The sequence below is a fragment of the Williamsia sp. 1135 genome, assembly GCF_002095395.1.
Classification (GTDB): domain Bacteria; phylum Actinomycetota; class Actinomycetes; order Mycobacteriales; family Mycobacteriaceae; genus Williamsia.
Window position 1 is genome coordinate 14,183 of record NZ_MJEI01000070.1, and the last position, 15,583, is coordinate 29,765.

General features: G+C 66.7%; 16 protein-coding genes. 7 read left to right on the forward strand and 9 right to left on the reverse strand.

Annotation, left to right across the window (positions count from 1 at the left end; genetic code table 11):
- Positions 1–67: 67 nt before the first annotated feature.
- Together BFL43_RS05535 and BFL43_RS05540 are read right to left on the reverse strand one after the other, a co-directional pair.
- A complete protein-coding gene (locus BFL43_RS05535) occupies positions 68–1,330 on the reverse strand; it encodes a VWA domain-containing protein (RefSeq protein ID WP_084891546.1) in 1,263 nt (420 codons plus the stop codon).
- A 46-nt stretch (positions 1,331–1,376) separates the two neighbouring features.
- Positions 1,377–1,829, reverse strand: coding sequence for a DUF4262 domain-containing protein (locus BFL43_RS05540; RefSeq protein ID WP_084891548.1), 453 nt, complete (start codon positions 1,827–1,829; stop codon positions 1,377–1,379).
- A gap of 247 nt (positions 1,830–2,076) precedes the next feature.
- Here BFL43_RS05540 and BFL43_RS05545 point away from each other — a divergent pair, with 247 nt between their 5' ends.
- Complete coding sequence (locus BFL43_RS05545) at positions 2,077–2,763, forward strand: CPBP family intramembrane glutamic endopeptidase (RefSeq protein ID WP_084891550.1); 687 nt, start codon at positions 2,077–2,079, stop codon at positions 2,761–2,763.
- On the opposite strand, the gene BFL43_RS05550 is transcribed toward BFL43_RS05545, so the two are convergent.
- The 4 genes from BFL43_RS05550 to BFL43_RS05565 are packed head-to-tail and all read right to left on the reverse strand — an operon-like array spanning position 2,755 to position 6,914.
- Positions 2,755–3,687: an NAD(P)-dependent oxidoreductase gene (locus BFL43_RS05550; protein ID WP_084891551.1), complete on the reverse strand. Its 933-nt coding sequence runs from the start codon at positions 3,685–3,687 to the stop codon at positions 2,755–2,757. The two genes, BFL43_RS05545 and BFL43_RS05550, sit on opposite strands and share 9 nt — an antisense overlap.
- Positions 3,687–4,691 (reverse strand): 2-oxoglutarate and iron-dependent oxygenase domain-containing protein, encoded by a 1,005-nt coding sequence (locus tag BFL43_RS05555; protein WP_084891600.1) that lies wholly within the window; start codon positions 4,689–4,691, stop codon positions 3,687–3,689. The genes BFL43_RS05550 and BFL43_RS05555 overlap by 1 nt, the downstream gene beginning before the upstream one ends.
- 26 nt (positions 4,692–4,717) lie before the next feature.
- Complete coding sequence (locus BFL43_RS05560) at positions 4,718–5,563, reverse strand: fused MFS/spermidine synthase (protein WP_084891553.1); 846 nt, start codon at positions 5,561–5,563, stop codon at positions 4,718–4,720.
- A 7-nt stretch (positions 5,564–5,570) separates the two neighbouring features.
- Positions 5,571–6,914 carry a sulfite reductase subunit alpha gene (locus BFL43_RS05565; RefSeq protein WP_084891555.1) on the reverse strand — a complete coding sequence of 448 codons (1,344 nt, stop codon included), beginning with the start codon at positions 6,912–6,914 and terminating at the stop codon, positions 5,571–5,573.
- Positions 6,915–7,082: 168 nt separating this feature from the next.
- On the opposite strand from BFL43_RS05565, the gene BFL43_RS05570 reads away from it, so the two are divergent.
- On the forward strand, positions 7,083–8,012 hold the full coding sequence (locus BFL43_RS05570; protein ID WP_084891557.1) for a cobalamin biosynthesis protein: 930 nt from the start codon (positions 7,083–7,085) through the stop codon (positions 8,010–8,012).
- Here the strand turns inward: BFL43_RS05570 and BFL43_RS05575 are convergent.
- Positions 7,944–8,864, reverse strand: coding sequence for an SURF1 family protein (locus BFL43_RS05575; protein ID WP_084891602.1), 921 nt, complete (start codon positions 8,862–8,864; stop codon positions 7,944–7,946). The two genes, BFL43_RS05570 and BFL43_RS05575, sit on opposite strands and share 69 nt — an antisense overlap.
- Positions 8,865–9,039: 175 nt before the next feature.
- Between BFL43_RS05575 and BFL43_RS05580 the strand changes: the two genes are divergently transcribed.
- Positions 9,040–10,083, forward strand: a complete 1,044-nt coding sequence (locus tag BFL43_RS05580) for a putative zinc-binding metallopeptidase (RefSeq protein ID WP_084891559.1) — start codon at positions 9,040–9,042, stop codon at positions 10,081–10,083.
- Between the two features lie 84 nt (positions 10,084–10,167).
- On the opposite strand, the gene BFL43_RS05585 is transcribed toward BFL43_RS05580, so the two are convergent.
- On the reverse strand, positions 10,168–10,632 hold the full coding sequence (locus BFL43_RS05585) for a low molecular weight protein-tyrosine-phosphatase (RefSeq protein WP_084891561.1): 465 nt from the start codon (positions 10,630–10,632) through the stop codon (positions 10,168–10,170).
- Positions 10,625–11,311, reverse strand: a complete 687-nt coding sequence (locus tag BFL43_RS05590) for an HAD-IA family hydrolase (protein WP_240498082.1) — start codon at positions 11,309–11,311, stop codon at positions 10,625–10,627. Before BFL43_RS05590 ends, BFL43_RS05585 begins: the two co-directional genes overlap by 8 nt.
- A 31-nt stretch (positions 11,312–11,342) precedes the next feature.
- On the opposite strand from BFL43_RS05590, the gene cobC reads away from it, so the two are divergent.
- The 4 genes from cobC (at position 11,343) to BFL43_RS05610 (ending at position 15,533) form a co-directional block, all read left to right on the forward strand.
- A complete protein-coding gene (gene cobC, locus BFL43_RS05595; protein ID WP_240498083.1) occupies positions 11,343–12,401 on the forward strand; it encodes an Rv2231c family pyridoxal phosphate-dependent protein CobC in 1,059 nt (352 codons plus the stop codon).
- On the forward strand, positions 12,401–13,528 hold the full coding sequence (locus tag BFL43_RS05600) for a Nif3-like dinuclear metal center hexameric protein (protein ID WP_084891565.1): 1,128 nt from the start codon (positions 12,401–12,403) through the stop codon (positions 13,526–13,528). Before cobC ends, BFL43_RS05600 begins: the two co-directional genes overlap by 1 nt.
- Before the next feature lie 137 nt (positions 13,529–13,665).
- Entirely contained in the window at positions 13,666–14,412 is a 747-nt protein-coding gene (locus BFL43_RS05605; protein ID WP_084891567.1) for a C4-type zinc ribbon domain-containing protein, read from the forward strand.
- Positions 14,409–15,533, forward strand: coding sequence for a bifunctional RNase H/acid phosphatase (locus BFL43_RS05610; RefSeq protein ID WP_084891568.1), 1,125 nt, complete (start codon positions 14,409–14,411; stop codon positions 15,531–15,533). The genes BFL43_RS05605 and BFL43_RS05610 overlap by 4 nt, the downstream gene beginning before the upstream one ends.
- Positions 15,534–15,583: the final 50 nt, after the last annotated feature.

The following is a 15,583-nucleotide window of genomic DNA, read 5'->3' on the forward strand; positions in this document are numbered from 1 at the left end:
CCGATAGTGGGGCCTTTTGGCGAACAAATGCCCAGGTGGGCGTCGCCAAAAGGCCCCATCATCGGTGTCAGGGGAGGATGTTCGCGCGTTTGGCTGCGGTGAGCCAATCGGGGAACTCGGACAGCAGGCGTTTGTAGAGTTCGTCATCGGACACCTGATCGATGTCGTCGAGGGCAAAAAAGCCGGCGTTGTCGACGGTGCGGCCCTCCATCTCGTCGAGTTGTTCGAGCACACCGTAATTGGCTCTGCCGATGCCGACGAACTGCCAGAACACCGGGGCTGTCGACGCCGCACGCATCAACTGGCTGATCGGCCCCTTCTTGCGGAAACCGCCATCGGTGAAGAACAGGACCAGCACGGGTCGACCGGGAACCGCCGAGTTCAAGATCTCGTTCATGATCGGCAGTTCGTCGTTGGAGAGGCCGATCGAGTCATAGTCGAAACGCCCATGAGTGCCGGACAGGTGCAGATATTCCTCGGTCCACGACTCCACGTTCTCCACGCTGATGTCGGGCACCTTCGCGAATCCGCGGGCATACATGTACGGCTCGAGTTGACCGTCGTCGTCGATCTGCGTCGCGACGGCCAACATGCGCTCGACCACCCGGTGCACCACCTTGCGGGAGTACTGCTGGGTCATGCTGCCGGTCTTGTCGATGACGATGATCACCCGGGCACGCACTCCGGTCGCGTTCTTGCTCAGCAGGACCTTGTGGACCTCGCGCTTTCGCATGTCGAGGCGCTGACGCTTCTCGAGGGAGAGCTTCTCTTCTCCGGCAACACTTCTCACCGCCGATTCAGATGCCGACGAAGCTGCCGCGGCAGGCGCTGGGTCATCGTCGACGCTGACACCGTGCTCACGGACCAGATCGGCGAACCCCCGATCCCACCCGGCGCTGACGTTGCGGACCTTCCACTCGCCGCCGCGCCGGTAGATCTCACCCAGCACCGCCGCCCGCTCGGTGGTGAGACCTCCGGCCGGCAACTCGATCTCGACGCCGCCGCCGCTGAGCGATGCCCCCAGGCCCGGGAGCGCTGCCAACGTCGAGCTGAAGCCCTCATCGCACGCGACCGCGAACGCGATGGTGTCGACGTCCGCCGGTACTCGCGCGAGATCGACCGACAGTGTGGTGCCCGAAGTCAGCACCACACCACCCTCCGGCGACTGCGGCTGATTGAAGAAGATGAAGTCGGCGTCGGTGCGGGTCTTGCGGTTGCCTGCCAACTGGAACGCCATCACGTCCACGGAGCCAGGCACAGCGCCCGACACCGCGACACTGAGGAGACCGGTGGGAATGCCGGCGTTGGCGCCGCGCGTCAGAGAGACCATCGCCCCATTATCTATCGGTCATCGGCCGTGGCACCGGCGATGTCATTCAGGCGGCAGGCAGACCCGCGAGCGGTTGCACCGTCTTCGCGATGCCGTAGCCGGCGCTCCACGGATACTGGCCCGCAGCATCCGGCCACACCAACTGCAACGCAGACACCGACCCGTACACGGAATTGGCGACCCGTAGATCGGAGGTGGTCAGGGCTTCGATGACCATCAGATCCCGCTCACCGTCGATGAACCCGGAGAGCCGCTCACCGACCATGAGACGCCCGCCGGCGCGGGCGATCCGATGCCCGACCGTGTTGAGGATCGACCCGGCGACGCCGGGCTCGAGACCATAGATGATCAGCTCGGGATGACCGAGTGAGGTCAGCCCGGTGGTGTAGGCAAACGACGGGAACCCGACCCGCTGAGCTGCGCGGACAGCGGTGACGGTCCAGTAGCGCTTGGCGATCGCCCGATGAGCGAACTCGACCGGATCGGACTGTGTGCGCATGATGCCCCCTTGTGGCTGGTGGTGCAGAAATCGACTGTGGCGAGAGGCTAGCGCGAGCCACCGACAGGGTTGATTGTTCGCTTCGTCGTGGGCCTTATTGCGCGTTCTTCACTCGTCTCTCAGTCGCTGCGCTCCCTCGTTCCTCGCTGCATCACGCGCGGCCCACCCCTGCGCTCACGGGCGCTGCGCGCTCGCGTTCCTCGCTGCATCACGCGCGGCCCACCCCTGCGCTGGATAAAGTCTGTGGATGCGCGATGTGGCGGTGGTGGTCGGGCTGTTGGCACTGATCAACGTGCTCGCGCACTTCACCGTCGAGCATGCGATCTCGGTCGTGGTGCCTCTTGGTGCACTCGTAGCTGTGCTCTACGCACGCCGGCGCGGGTTCTCCTGGGCGGAACTCGGTCTCGCACGGAGTCAGCACCGCCGAGGACTGAGATACGCGGCGGTGATCCTGGGCCCGGTGGTAGTCATCGCGATCGGTGGTGCGCTGCTGCCGCTGACCAGATCGCTGTTCCTCTCCGAGCGGTACGACAGCGTGTCAGTCGCACTGTGGGGCGCCCTGGTGATCATCCCGCTGCAAACGGTGATCCCGGAGGAACTGCTCTTCCGCGGCGTCCTCAACGCGACGCTCACCCGCGTGGCTTCGGTGCGGGTGGTCTACCTCGTCGGCGCCGGCCTGTTCGGGCTATGGCACGTTGCGTCCTCCACCGGGCTCACGGCGGGAAACGGTGGTCTGACCGATCTGCTGGGCTCGGGGATCGCTGCCCAAACCGCTGGAATCGTAGGGGCGGTGGTGCTGACCGGCGCGTCCGGACTGCTGTTCATCTGGCTCCGGCGGCGCAGTGACAGCCTGCTCGCCCCGATGGCACTGCACTGGGCAGTCAACGCAAGCGGGGCGTTTGCCGCGGCGCTCGCCTGGCAACTGTCAGGCTGACCCAGTTCGCGAGCCGGCCAACACCCGGGCAGTCGCGGCCCAGCCTTCGCGAGCACTCGGGTACGCGGGACGCCAGCCGCTCTCTTCGCGGAATCGGGTGTTCGCGGCCCGCACCGACCTGGTCAGCGAGGTGAGCCGGTCGCCGGCCAACAATCCTGCGCGTCCCGGTCCCCGGACCCACATCGCCGCGTCTGCGGCATCAGCGCAGGCCTGAGCGTGGTCGAGCTTCGTCAGTGGCTCGTCGTCGACGATGTTGTAGGTGCCCGCGCGGGCACCGACCGCGGCGGCGACCGCATCGGCGCCATCGGAGACGTGGATGCACGACAGGTACGAGTCCGGCCGTCCGGACACGAGTCCGATGTGCCGGCGGGCGAGGGCGAAGATCTGCTCGCTGTGTGCTGCGCCCGGGCCATAGAACAACCCGAACCGCAGGATGATCGGCGTCCCACCGGTTCGCGCGAAGCCACGGGCATTGGCCTCTGCCGCGAGATTGGTACGGGCAATCGGGTAGGCCTCGACGGGAGCGTCCTCGTCGATCCAGTCCGCGCCGTTGTCGCGATAGATCATCGTGACCGATTCCTGGATGATCCGCTCGACCCCGGCTATCGCTGCGGCCGCCGCGACAGTCGCCGAACCCTCACCCCGGATTCGGGTGCAGTCGCGCCATGCCCTCGAACTCGCGAAGCGCGTGGTGCTGGGTAGTGCGGAGGCGAGATTCGCCACGGTGTCATGACCGTCGAAGGCGCGGGCGAGAGCTTCGCGGTCGAAGAGGGAGACGGCGATGGGTGTAGCGCCTTGGCGGTTGAGCCAATCGGCTTTCTCAGCTGAACGTGCCAACGCGGTCACCGCATGCCCATCACGGATCAACGCCGGGACGGTGTATCGCCCGATGGCCCCGGTGCCGCCGGTGACGAATACGCGCATCAGGTGTTCGAGATCGCCGTGCGGGCGGCGGCCTCTGCCGGATACCACTTCGCGAAGACGTCGGGGTGGGCGCGGGTCCGGCTCTTCCAAGTGTTTTCGCCGTACGTGGTGAACAGAGGATTGGCCGGATCCTGTTCGACGCCACGGGCTTTGTCTGCCAACGTCTTCGGCAATCGGATGGTGGGGATCACAGCGTCGAGGGCCGGGCTGTAGAAGTAAGGGATCGACAGACGTTCGGCCGCACCCGGCGGGGTGAGTACCCGGTGTTTGGTCGCCCGGAGGTAACCGCCGGTGGCCACTTCGAGCATCTCGCCGACGTTCACCACAAACGCTCCTTCCCGCGGCGGTGCGTCGATCCAGCTGCCGTCGGTGGCCTCCACCTGTAGTCCTGCCGACCCTGGTTCGAGGAGCAGGAGTGTCAGCACGCCCGAGTCCTTGTGCGCGCCCACCCCCTGATCGCCTGCCACCGCTGCTTCCGCCCGCGCGGGGTAACGAACGAGTTTGATCAGGGTCGCGGGGAGCTCGGCGAACGCGCTGTCGAATACATGCGGGTCAGCGCCCAGACCTGCTGCCCAGTTCTGCAGCAGCCGCAGAGCGACGCCGGCGAGCGCATCGTTGTATTCGCTGACCGCACTGCGTAATTCGGGCAGTGCAGCAGGCCACTGATTGGGGCCCTGCAGGCGCATGTACCCGTCGGCGTCGGGGACGGGCTCGCGTTCGGGACCGATGTCTATCTGCTCTCGCCAGTCGATCTCGCCATTGGTGAACTCTCCACCAAGCCGGTTGTATCCACGGAAGTGCGGACTGTTGATCATCGCGATCGAGAGCTTGTCGTGCTCGGGCAGCGCGAAGAATGCCCGGGCGGCGGCGCGCACCCGTGAGATCAACTCTTCGTCGACGCCATGGCCGACCAGATAGAAGAAGCCGACCTCGTGCGTCACATCACGAAGGAGTGCCCGGCCCTCAGCGGTGGCCAGCTCATCGAGTTCTATCACTGGAAGCACGGTTTCCACCGTAGCCCCACGGCCGGTCAGTCCCGCAGGACCTTGCCTGCCGCGGCGAAGCTGCGCACCTTGGGATCGAGCCAGACCTGGGCGGGGACACCACCGAGGAGATTGCGCGTCAGCGCGGGGGAGTCGCCGAACGGAACGTCGCTGCCTGCGATGACGATGTTGCCGTAGCGACGGCCCTTGAGCATGGCGGGATCGGCGATGACGGTCAGCTGTTCGAAAACAGCGCCGAGGGTCGCAGCTTCGGAGCGGGCAAGCGAGAGATCTCGCGTGTCACCGCAATTGATCACATAGATGCCGCCGGGTGCGAGGACCCTGCGAACCTGCTGGGTGAACTCGAGAGTGGTCAGAGCCGGTGGGGTCCGGGTGCCGGCGAAGACGTCGCGGATGATCAGGTCGCGGGTGGACTCGGTCAGCGACTCCGTGACGGCGCGGGCGTCGCCGACGCGGAGCCGCAGCAGTGGGGCACGTGGGAGGTCGAACCACTCGCGGACGAGTTCGGTCAGCCGCTGATCGATGTCGACTGCCACCTGCCGTGCAGCAGGGTACGTCGCAGCGAAGTACCGGGCCAGCGTGCATGCTCCGGCGCCGAGGTGCAGGACCCGCAACCGGGCGTCGGACTCCCAGTGTTCCTTGGCGATTTCGGCGATCCACTGCATGTATTCGAAATCGAGCTGGGCCGGGTCGGTGAGGTTGATGTGTGAACTCTGCGCCCCGTTGACGGTGATGATCCAGCCGTCGGTGAGGTGGTCGCGGATCAGCTCACAGGTACCGGTGTCGATCGGATAGATGCCGGCTTCGGGCCCCGCAGCGGCCTCGCTGCCAGAGGCGTTCCGCGATCGCGTGTTCCTGCGTCCTTTTGCCACCGGGGACTCAGTACACGTCGCGCAGGTAACGCTTTTCGCGTTTGAGGGTGTTCACGTAGTCTTCTGCGGCTTCCTCGTCGAGGCCGCCGTACTCGGCGATCACGTCGTGGAGGGCGGTGTCGACGTCCCGCGCCATCTGCGCGGCGTCCCCGCACACGTAGAAGTAGGCGCCGACGTCAAGCCAGCGGAACAACTCCTGCCCGTGCTCGCGCATCCTGTCCTGCACGTAGATCTTTTGTTCCTGATCGCGCGAGAACGCAAGGTCCAGACGGTGCAGGACACCGTCGCGCTGAAACTGCACGAGCTCATCTTCGTACATGAAATCTGTTGCGCGGTACTGGTCTCCGAAGAACAGCCAATTGGTTCCGGTGGCTCCCCGGGCTTTCCGCTCGTAGAGGAACGAGCGGAAAGGCGCGACGCCGGTCCCGGGGCCGACCATGATCACCGGCGCCGCATCGTCCGCGGGCAGGCGGAACGAGCGGTTCCTGGACAAGAACACACCGGCGGTGTTGCCTGCGCCCACCCGATCAGCGAGATACGTCGAACACTGGCCGCGTCTGTCGCGCTGCGCGGATCGATGCCGCACCGCGGCCACCGTCAGATGCACCATGCCCTTGTGGGTGAGTGGGGACGACGAGATCGAGTACACGCGATGTGCCAGTGGCCGCAGCAACTCGAGGAGTTGGGTCGCGGTGATCTCCAGGTTCGGATCCAGGTCCAGCAGGTCGAGGACATCCTTGCCCCACAGCCAGCCTTCGAGGGCTTCGCGTTCTTCGGTGGAGAGCACGTGCACCAACTCGGCGTCGCCGGTCCGGTCGGCCACGTGGTCGATGAGCTCGCGGGTCGGTAGCGAGATCTCGTACTCGTAGGTCAGCAGCTCGAGCAGTGTCGACTCGCCTGTGCGAGTGGTGATCGACTCGCCGGGATCGGCGCCGATGCGCTCGATCAGCGCGGCGACCAGCTCGGGATCGTTGACCGGCCGAACACCGAGCCCATCACCGGCCTCGTAGTCGATGTCGCTGTCGCCGAGGTCGAACACCACATGCCGCACGTCTTTGCCGGATTCGGAACCACGCAATGGCCGGTTGGCGACGAGCTTGGCGCTGTACGGATTCTTTCGAGTCCAGGGTGATCGTTTCGGTTTGTCCGACTTGCCCGGAGCTTCCTGGGCAGGACGTACCTCGGGAGCGGTGACGGTGTCGAGTTCGCGGAGTGCCTCCAACGCGGTGGCCAGCACGTCGTCACGCGTGGTCCCGGCGACGGCTGAGTCGAAACCTGCCAGGAATCCCGACAGCCACAACCGCTGGTCCCCGGTGTACTGGGCATCGCCGGGCAGATTGGAAGTTTTCATATGCCTGTCATTGTTCTCGATGTGCTTGCCCGCATGTGCAGTGGGCCGGGCACCGCTGCGACGTTGAAGCGGCACCTGGCGAGGATGAGGGTACCCTCACCAGCTGCCGGTGCCGTTCGCACCCGTGGCGGTCGTAGCAGGTGGTGGGTGTCTGAGATATTGACCTACATGGCATCAGATGTGTGGACGCGGGCCGCGGGCCTGAGCGCCGGTTACCTGCTGGACCGCGTGTTCGGTGATCCCGTGCGCCTGCATCCCGTAGCCGGCATGGGAAACGTCGCCGGCTCCCTCGAAAAACTGCTCTACCGCGATTCGCGCTGGGCTGGTGCGGCTTTCACCACGATCTGCGTAGGCGGGGCAGTCGGCACCGGCTACCTGTGCCGACGCGGAGGAGCCGTGTCGGTGGCTGTGGCGACGTGGATCGCCCTGGGCGGGACCTCACTGACTGCGGTTGGCGAGCGCCTCGGTGGGGCGCTCGCGGCCGACGAGGTGGAATCTGCGCGTGCACTCATCCCGAGCCTGTGCGGGCGCGACCCGGCCAGTCTGGACAGCGCGGGAATGGCGCGGGCGACCATCGAGTCCGTCGCAGAGAACACCTCCGACGCTGCTGTCGCACCCTTGTTCTGGGGTGCGGTCGCCGGCGTGCCGGGACTGCTGGGGTACCGGATGGCCAACACCCTCGACGCGATGGTCGGCTACCGAAGTGACCGGTACCTCCGATTCGGATGGGCCAGTGCCCGACTCGACGACGTTGCCAACTACCTGCCGGCCCGGTTGACCGCGGTCCTGGTGCTCGCGATCGGACCCGACCGCCGGTCCGGGACGGCAGCCGTACGACGTGATGCCGCGGCCCATCCGAGCCCCAACGCCGGGGTGGTGGAGGCGTCGTTCGCCGGTGTCCTCGGGGTGAGTCTGGGAGGGATCACCGTCTACCGGCACGGCACGGATTCGCGACCCGTTCTGGGCCGGGGTACGCCGCCGACCGTCCACGATGTGCAGCGGGCGACGACGCTGTCGCGCCAGGTGCAGCTAGGTGCGCTCGCGGCCGTAGCGGTCGGTCAGCTTCTGGTTCGAACCGTTGTCGCCCGTCGGGCCTGAACCGATGACCCCCCGCGCGGACGCACTCTCGCGGTGCGTCGACGAGGCCGCGAGCGCCTCTCTGGTCTGCTTGCCCCGTTCGCGCGGCTTGCGGGGCGGCACGTCGGTACCGCTTGCGTTCGCCCGCCGTTGCTTGATCTCCGACCACGCGAAGTAGCCCAGCCCGAGGGGGGCCATCAAACCGAAGGCCAGCCACTGCAATCCGTAGGACAGATAGGGGCCGGTCTCGAGCTGCGGCAGCGAGATCACTCCGAGCGCGCCGGGCTGCCCATCGGTCAACTGCAGATAACCGGCGGCCAGCGGTACGCCCACAGTGCGGCTGATCAATACGGGATCGATCGAGTAGACCTGTATCGCCCCTGCTTCGGTGCGGGGTTCGCGACCGGGCATGGTGCTCTCCGACGCCCGGATCCGGGCCTGGACGGTCACCTGTCCGGTCGGTGCCGGGGTAATGGGTGGCAGCGCAGTGCCCTGTTCCGGGGTCACGTATCCCCGGTTGACCAGATACGTGCTGCCAGCGGTCTCGACGAACGGCGTGAGCACCTCGTAGGCGGGGGAGCCTTCCACCGAACGCAGCCGGACGACGACTTCCTTGTCCGGCAGATACGAACCGGTGAGCTGGACCCGGCTCCACTCGGCGTCGGTGATCGGCCGGCCATCTCGGTACAGCTCGGCCACCGGTACCGGCTCCGCCGATTCGGCCCGCTTGATCAGATCGTTCTGGTGCTCGTTCTGCGAGTTCTTACCGAGTTGCCAGGGCGCCAGCACCCAGAAGCACGCGGCAGCGAAGCCCACGACCACCAGCGCGAGCGAAATCCAGCCCGGACGTAGGAAGTTCCGCAGGATTCGCACACCCATACGGTACCGAGCGCACCGAGACGAAGTTCTGGGGTGGCCGCCGCAGCGACGTCGGATGCGCGGGAGAGCATGGTTATTGTTGACCGCAGAGGGGCGGTCGAGAAATTGCGGTCCCCAGGCGGCGGGCCTTCGCCGCGCCGCCCCATCATCATCTGATCGGAGAGTCCTCATGCGCGATCTGGTCTGCCGCAAATGTGGCCAGAAGTTGTCGTTCGAAAACACCCTGTGCCTCAATTGCAAGAGTCCGCTCGGGTTCCACCTTCCCGCCCGGACCATGTACGTGCTCGACGAGAACGCCACCACCGAAGTCGACGGCGAGACGCTGGTGCGGTGCGCCAACTTCGACCTCATCGCCTGCAACTGGCTGATCCCTCCGGTCGAACCGGGCGCGAGTACCCCTGCCGGAGAACCGGATCCGTCGGCGCTGTGCGAGTCGTGCCGGTTGACCCGGACCCGTCCGGCCGACACCGATGTCGATGCGATCTCCGTCTTCGGAGACGCCGAGACCAACAAGCGCAGGGTGATCCTCGAACTCGACGAGCTGGGCCTGCCGATCCGGGGACGGGACGTCGACCCGCAGACCGGCCTGGCGTTCGACCTGCTCTCGAGTGCGAACAACCCGGTGATCACCGGCCACGCCGACGGGGTCGTCACACTCGACCTCGCGGAAGGCGACGACGTCCACCGGGAACAGCTGCGGGTGTCGATGGATGAGCCCTATCGCACCCTCATCGGGCACTTCCGCCACGAGATCGGGCACTACTACCAGATGGTGCTGGTCGGAACCGGCGAACACCGGCCGCGTTTCGAGGAACTGTTCGGGAACCCTGACGACGACTATCAGGCCGCGCTCGATCGTCACTACAGCGAAGGGCCGCCCGACAACTGGAAGAGCGATTTCGTCTCTTCGTACGCCACGATGCATCCGGCGGAAGACTGGGCCGAGACCTTCGCGCACTACCTGCACATCCGCGACACCCTCGACACCGCCGCGGCGTTCGCCATGGCGCCCAGCGGGGCGACGCTCGACAGTGTGCTTCTGGGCGACGTGGGCTTCGACCAGATCATCGATCTCTGGCTACCGCTGACCTGGGCGTTGAACCAGATCAACCGCTCGATGGGTCATCAGGACCTGTACCCGTTCGTGCTGCCCGCGAAGGTGCTCGACAAGATGCGGTTCATACACGGCCTCATCTCACCGGCGATTCTCTGACCGACCACACACCCACTCGTTCCAGGTACAGCCGGGTGCTTCAGCAGCCGGGTGTACCGCGGCCGGGTGGGTGTGGCGGTGGGTCTACAGGCGGGTACGGACCCACTCGATCAGACCGGGCATCGCGGCTTCGATCTGCATGCGGACGTCGGTGAAGTCGGCGTCCGACCCGAAATAGGGGTCGGCGACGTCGTCGCTGTCGGCACCGGGATCGAAGCTGCGCAGGAGTGCGGAACGGTCGGCGACCCCGGCGTCGCGTAGCGCGGCGAAGTGACCGGTGTCCATGGCGAGCAACAGATCCGCGGACAGATGCTCGCTGCCGAGCTGGGCCGCGACGTGTTCGTCGTCGCATCCGGCGGAGGTCAGTTCGGTGCGGGCACGGACATCGGCGGCCTCGCCGACGTGCCAGTCACCCGTCCCGCAGCTGCTCACGCGGACCTGCTCCGCGAGGCCCGCGTCGTCGAGGGCGTGCCGGAAGATGTTCTGGCCCATCGGTGATCGGCAGATGTTGCCGGTGCAGACGAAGGTGACGTGTAGACGTTCAGGCATGGATGAGCTCCCGCAGCGCCGACACGGACTCGACGGTCCAGGCCGCGTCGGAGTCCTCGTTGTCCAGTGCGTATCCCCAGGTGACGAAGACCGCCGGGATGCCGAACTCGGCGGAGCCGTGCACGTCGTGGTGGCGATCACCGATCATGACGACCGGTCGCTTCGCCACATCGGTGATCCCGAGCGAACTCAGTGCGTGTTCGATCACGTCGGATTTCGTCCGTCGGCTTCCGTCGTCGGAGGCGCCCGCGATGTACTGGAAGTGACCGTCGAGCCCGAAATGCTCGAGGATCCGGCGGGCTGTCGTCTGGTTCTTGGACGTGGCCACGGCCATCGGCCGGCCGGAGTCGGACAGGTCGGCCAACAGCGCCGCCATCCCGTCGAACACCGAGTTCTCGAGCCATCCGGTCGCGACATACCGTTCGCGGTAGGCGAGCATCGCCGCTTCCACGTCGGCGTCGGAGAGCTGCATGCCGCGCAGGCTGTCGACCATCGGCGGGCCTGCGATACCCGCAACCAGGGCACGGTCGGGCTCCGGTGCCCCGACTGCGGCCAGCGCGTGACGGAAGCTGTTCTCGATGCCTGCGAACGAATCGGTGATGGTGCCATCGAGATCGAACAACAGGACGGTGGCAGGGTCGGCGGGGTCGGGTCGGGGAGAAACGTTGGGCGAACTCACCTCGTCCATCCTGCCCGTAGGCTCGACAAGTGTGAAATCAGGAATCCGAACCGTGGGATCGGAATGGACGCAGGCTTCGCTGGCGGACCTCGGGCGGCACGGCGATGTCGACGCAGAGCCCGGGTTGGTCGACTTCGCGGTGAACGTGCGTGGTTCGACGCCCCGTTTCGTGCGGGAGGTACTCGCCGGCCGTCTCGATGACCTGGCCGGCTATCCCTCCGCCGACGACGAACGCAGAGCGGTTGCGGCCATCGCACACCGCCACGGGCGCGACCCCGCAGAAGTGTTGCTGCTGTCCGGTGCAGCGGAGGGGTTCGCGTTGCTGCCACAGCTGGCACCCCGGCGGGCCGCCCTCGTCCAGCCGTCGTTCACCGAGCCCGAACGCGCGCTGCGGGCGGCCGGGATCGAGATCGATCACGTTGTTCTCCCCGAGCCGTGGGAACTCGATCCGCATCTGGTGCCCGACATCGCGGACCTGGTGGTGCTGGGGAATCCGACGAATCCGACGTCGGTGCTGCATCCGCGTGTGGCCATCGAGTCACTCGTGCGGCCCGGTCGGGTCGTGGTGGTCGACGAGGCATTCGCGGACATCGTTCCCGGCGAACCGGAGAGCTTCTCCGGCGTCCGACACAGCGGAGTGCTGGTGTTGCGCAGCATCACCAAGACCTTCGCGCTGGCCGGGCTGCGTGCCGGATACCTGCTCGGGGATCCCGCTGTGCTGCAACAGTTGTCGGCCCGCCGACCGCATTGGCCACTGGGGACCCTGCAGCTGGCCGCCCTGGAGGTCTGTGCGGGCGCCCAGGCGTCACGCTACGCCCACGAACAGGCAGTATCGGTTGCCACGCAACGAACCTCGATGATCGACGCGCTGCGATCGGTCGGTCTCCACGTGATCGGGTCACCGCGGGGTTCCTTTGTGATCGTCGCCGTTGCCGACGGCACCGTCATCAAGAACAGGCTGCGTGAACACGGTTACGCGGTGCGCAGTTGCGCCAACTTCGTCGGATTGGGTCCCGACCACCTACGGCTCGCCGTTCGAGACGAGGCCACCGTCGCCGGATTGATCGCAGCACTGAGGAAGGTGCTCTGATGACCACACTCACCGACGTGATCGATGTTCTCGAACGCGCCTACCCGGCTCGGCTCGCCGAGAGTTGGGATTCCATCGGCCTGGTCTGCGGCGATCCGGCCGAATCGGTCGATTCGGTGCTCTGCTGCGTCGACGTCACCGATGAGGTGGTCGACCGCGCGATCGCCGACAGCGTGAAACTCATCGTGGCGCATCATCCGCTGCTGCTGCGAGGTGTGGACACCGTGGGCGTCCACACCTCCAAAGGGCGCCTCGTGCATCGCCTGATCCGCAGCGGATGTGCCCTGTACACGGCGCACACCAACGCGGACTCGGCGAATCCGGGAGTGTCCGACGCGTTGGCCGACCTGCTCGGACTCACCGCGCTGCGGCCACTCGACCCCAAACCCGCTGTCCCGACGGATAAGTGGGCGGTGTTCGTACCGACCGCCGATGCCCGGACGGTGCGCGAGGCGATGTTCGAGGCCGGGGCCGGTCGGATCGGGGACTACAGCCACTGCTGTTGGAGTACGACAGGCACCGGGCAGTTCTTGCCGGGAACGAGCGCGAACCCGGCAGTGGGATCGACCGGGGAGCTGACCCAGGTCGCCGAGAACCGCGTCGAGATGGTGGCTCACCGTGCGGTTCGCGACGACGTTCTCGCCGCTCTGCGCGCCGCGCATCCCTATGAGGAGCCCGCCTTCGACCTCGTGGAGATGGCCGCGGCCGACAGCGATGAGGGATTGGGCCGGATCGGCCAACTCGCCGAGCCGATGACGCTCGCCGAGTTCACCCACCTCGTGTCCCGCTCACTGCCGGCAGCGCCGGTCGGGATCCGCGCGGCGGGTGATCCGCAGCAGATCGTCCGGACGGTGGCGGTGTGCGGTGGGGCCGGCGATTCGCTGCTCGACACTGCGCGCGGCAGTGGCGCGGATGTCTATGTCACCGGCGATCTCCGGCATCACCCGGTGGACGAACACCTGCGCGGCGGTCCGCCCGCGCTGATCGACGCCGGGCACTGGGCCACGGAGTTCCCCTGGTGTTCGCAGGTGAGCCGGTTGCTGGCGGCAACCCTGCCCGGACTGCGCACCGATGTGTTCGGCGTCCCGACAGACCCGTGGACGATCCATGCCCAACGGGGATCCTGACGTGCGCCGCAAGCGCCGCGGTGACGGGACGGGGGCGCAGACCGCGTACCGTTGCACAATGTCATCCTGGCGATAGATGTCGGACTTGGCGACGATCCGGCCGCGGGGCCGGACAGCAGAGGAATGAAGAGACACTGGTGAAAGCAGACCCGGCCGCCCAACGATTGATGTTGGACATCGCCGACATCGATTCCGAACTCCTGCGTATTGATCACCGGCGGGCGATGTTGCCCGAGAACGCCGAATTGGCGGCGCTCGGTGAGCAACTGCAGACGCAGCGCGACGAAGCGGTGCGCGCGCAGATCGCGGCCGAGGACCTGCTTCGCGAGTCACGCCGGCTCGACAACGAGATCACGTCGATGTCGTTGCGAGAGCAGAAAGACAATCAGCAACTCGCAGCGGGCAACTTGCCTGCGAAAGCACTGAGCGAGTTGGAACATGAGGTTGTCGGTCTGATCCGGCGGCGCTCCATGCTCGAAGACGAGATGCTCGAGGTGATGGAGCAGCAGGAGGCGGTGTCGGCCGACGAGCAACGTGCTTCCGCGATGACCAACCATTCGGAGCGCCAGATCGAAGAGGCCACCGCGCGACGCGACGTCGCGCTCGAGAAGATCGCCCAGGACGAGGCCGACGCGAAGGCCAAGCGTGCGGCCCTGATCGCGAACGTCGATGAGGCGCTGCTGGCGATCTACGAACGCCAGGTGAGGAATGGACACGTCGGGGCCGGACTGCTGCGCGCCGGGCGCTGCGGCGCCTGCCGGATGGAACTGGACCGCGGGCTGATCGGTCGTATCACCGCGACTGCGAGCGACGAGGTCGTCCGGTGCGACGAGTGCGGCGCCATCCTGGTCCGGACCCACGAATCCGGTCTGTCGGCGAAATGAGAGTCGTGGTCGAGGCCGATGGCGGCTCGCGGGGCAACCCCGGCCCGGCCGGGTACGGCGCGGTGGTCTTCTCCGACGATCGTTCAGCCGTGCTGGCCGAACGCAAGGAAGCCCTGGGGATCGCGACGAACAACGTCGCCGAGTACCGCGGACTGATCGCCGGCCTGGCTGCCGCCGCCGAGGTCGGGGCCGACGAGGTGCAGGTCCGCATGGACTCCAAACTCGTGGTCGAACAGATGTCGGGACGATGGAAGATCAAGCATCCGGACATGATTCCGCTCGCGGAGCAGGCCAAGCAGTTGGTCGGCAGATTCGCGAGCGTCGACTTCCATTGGATCCCCCGAGCTCAGAACTCGCACGCCGATCGGCTGGCGAACGAGGCCATGGATGCGGCGGCCGGGTTGGGCGTGAGTCCGGCATCCGAAGCTCCGCAACCGGATGAGAAGCTCAAGCCCTCACCGGGGTGGACCGGGGCGCGCGGCGAGCCCACGCGACTGCTCCTGCTGCGGCACGGTCAGACACCGCTGTCGATCGAACGACGCTATTCCGGCCGCGGCAACCCGGAGCTGACGGAGCTGGGTCGCGATCAGGTCGCTCGCGCAGCGAAGCGATTGGCCGCACGCGCGCAGCGCGACGCCGGTGGCGCGGGTATCGCCGCGGTCGTGTCCTCGCCGCTGTCCCGCGCGCTCGCGACGGCTGAAGCCGCCGCTGCCGAACTGGGACTGCCGGTGCAGATCCACGAGGGTCTCACCGAGACCGACTTCGGCGCCTGGGAGGGTCTGACGTTCGGCGAGGCGGCGCAGCGCGATCGTGAGCTGCACACCACGTGGATGGGTGACACCTCTGTGGCGCCGCCGGGTGGCGAGAGCTTCGACGCCGTCACGCAGCGCGTACTGGACGCGCGAACCGAACTCGTCGATCGCTACGCCGGTGGCGAGGTGCTCGTCGTCTCGCACGTCACGCCGATCAAGGTGACGCTGCGTGATGCATTGGGTGTCGGTTCATCGTTCCTGTACCGCATGCATCTGGACCTGGCGTCGCTGAGTGTTGCCGAGTTCTATCCCGACGGTGGTGCGTCGGTCCGCCTCGTGAACGACACCAGCCACCTCGGCGAGTTCTGACCTCACACGCCAACGCGCCCGCACCCGAGGGAAACTCGAGTGCGGGCGCG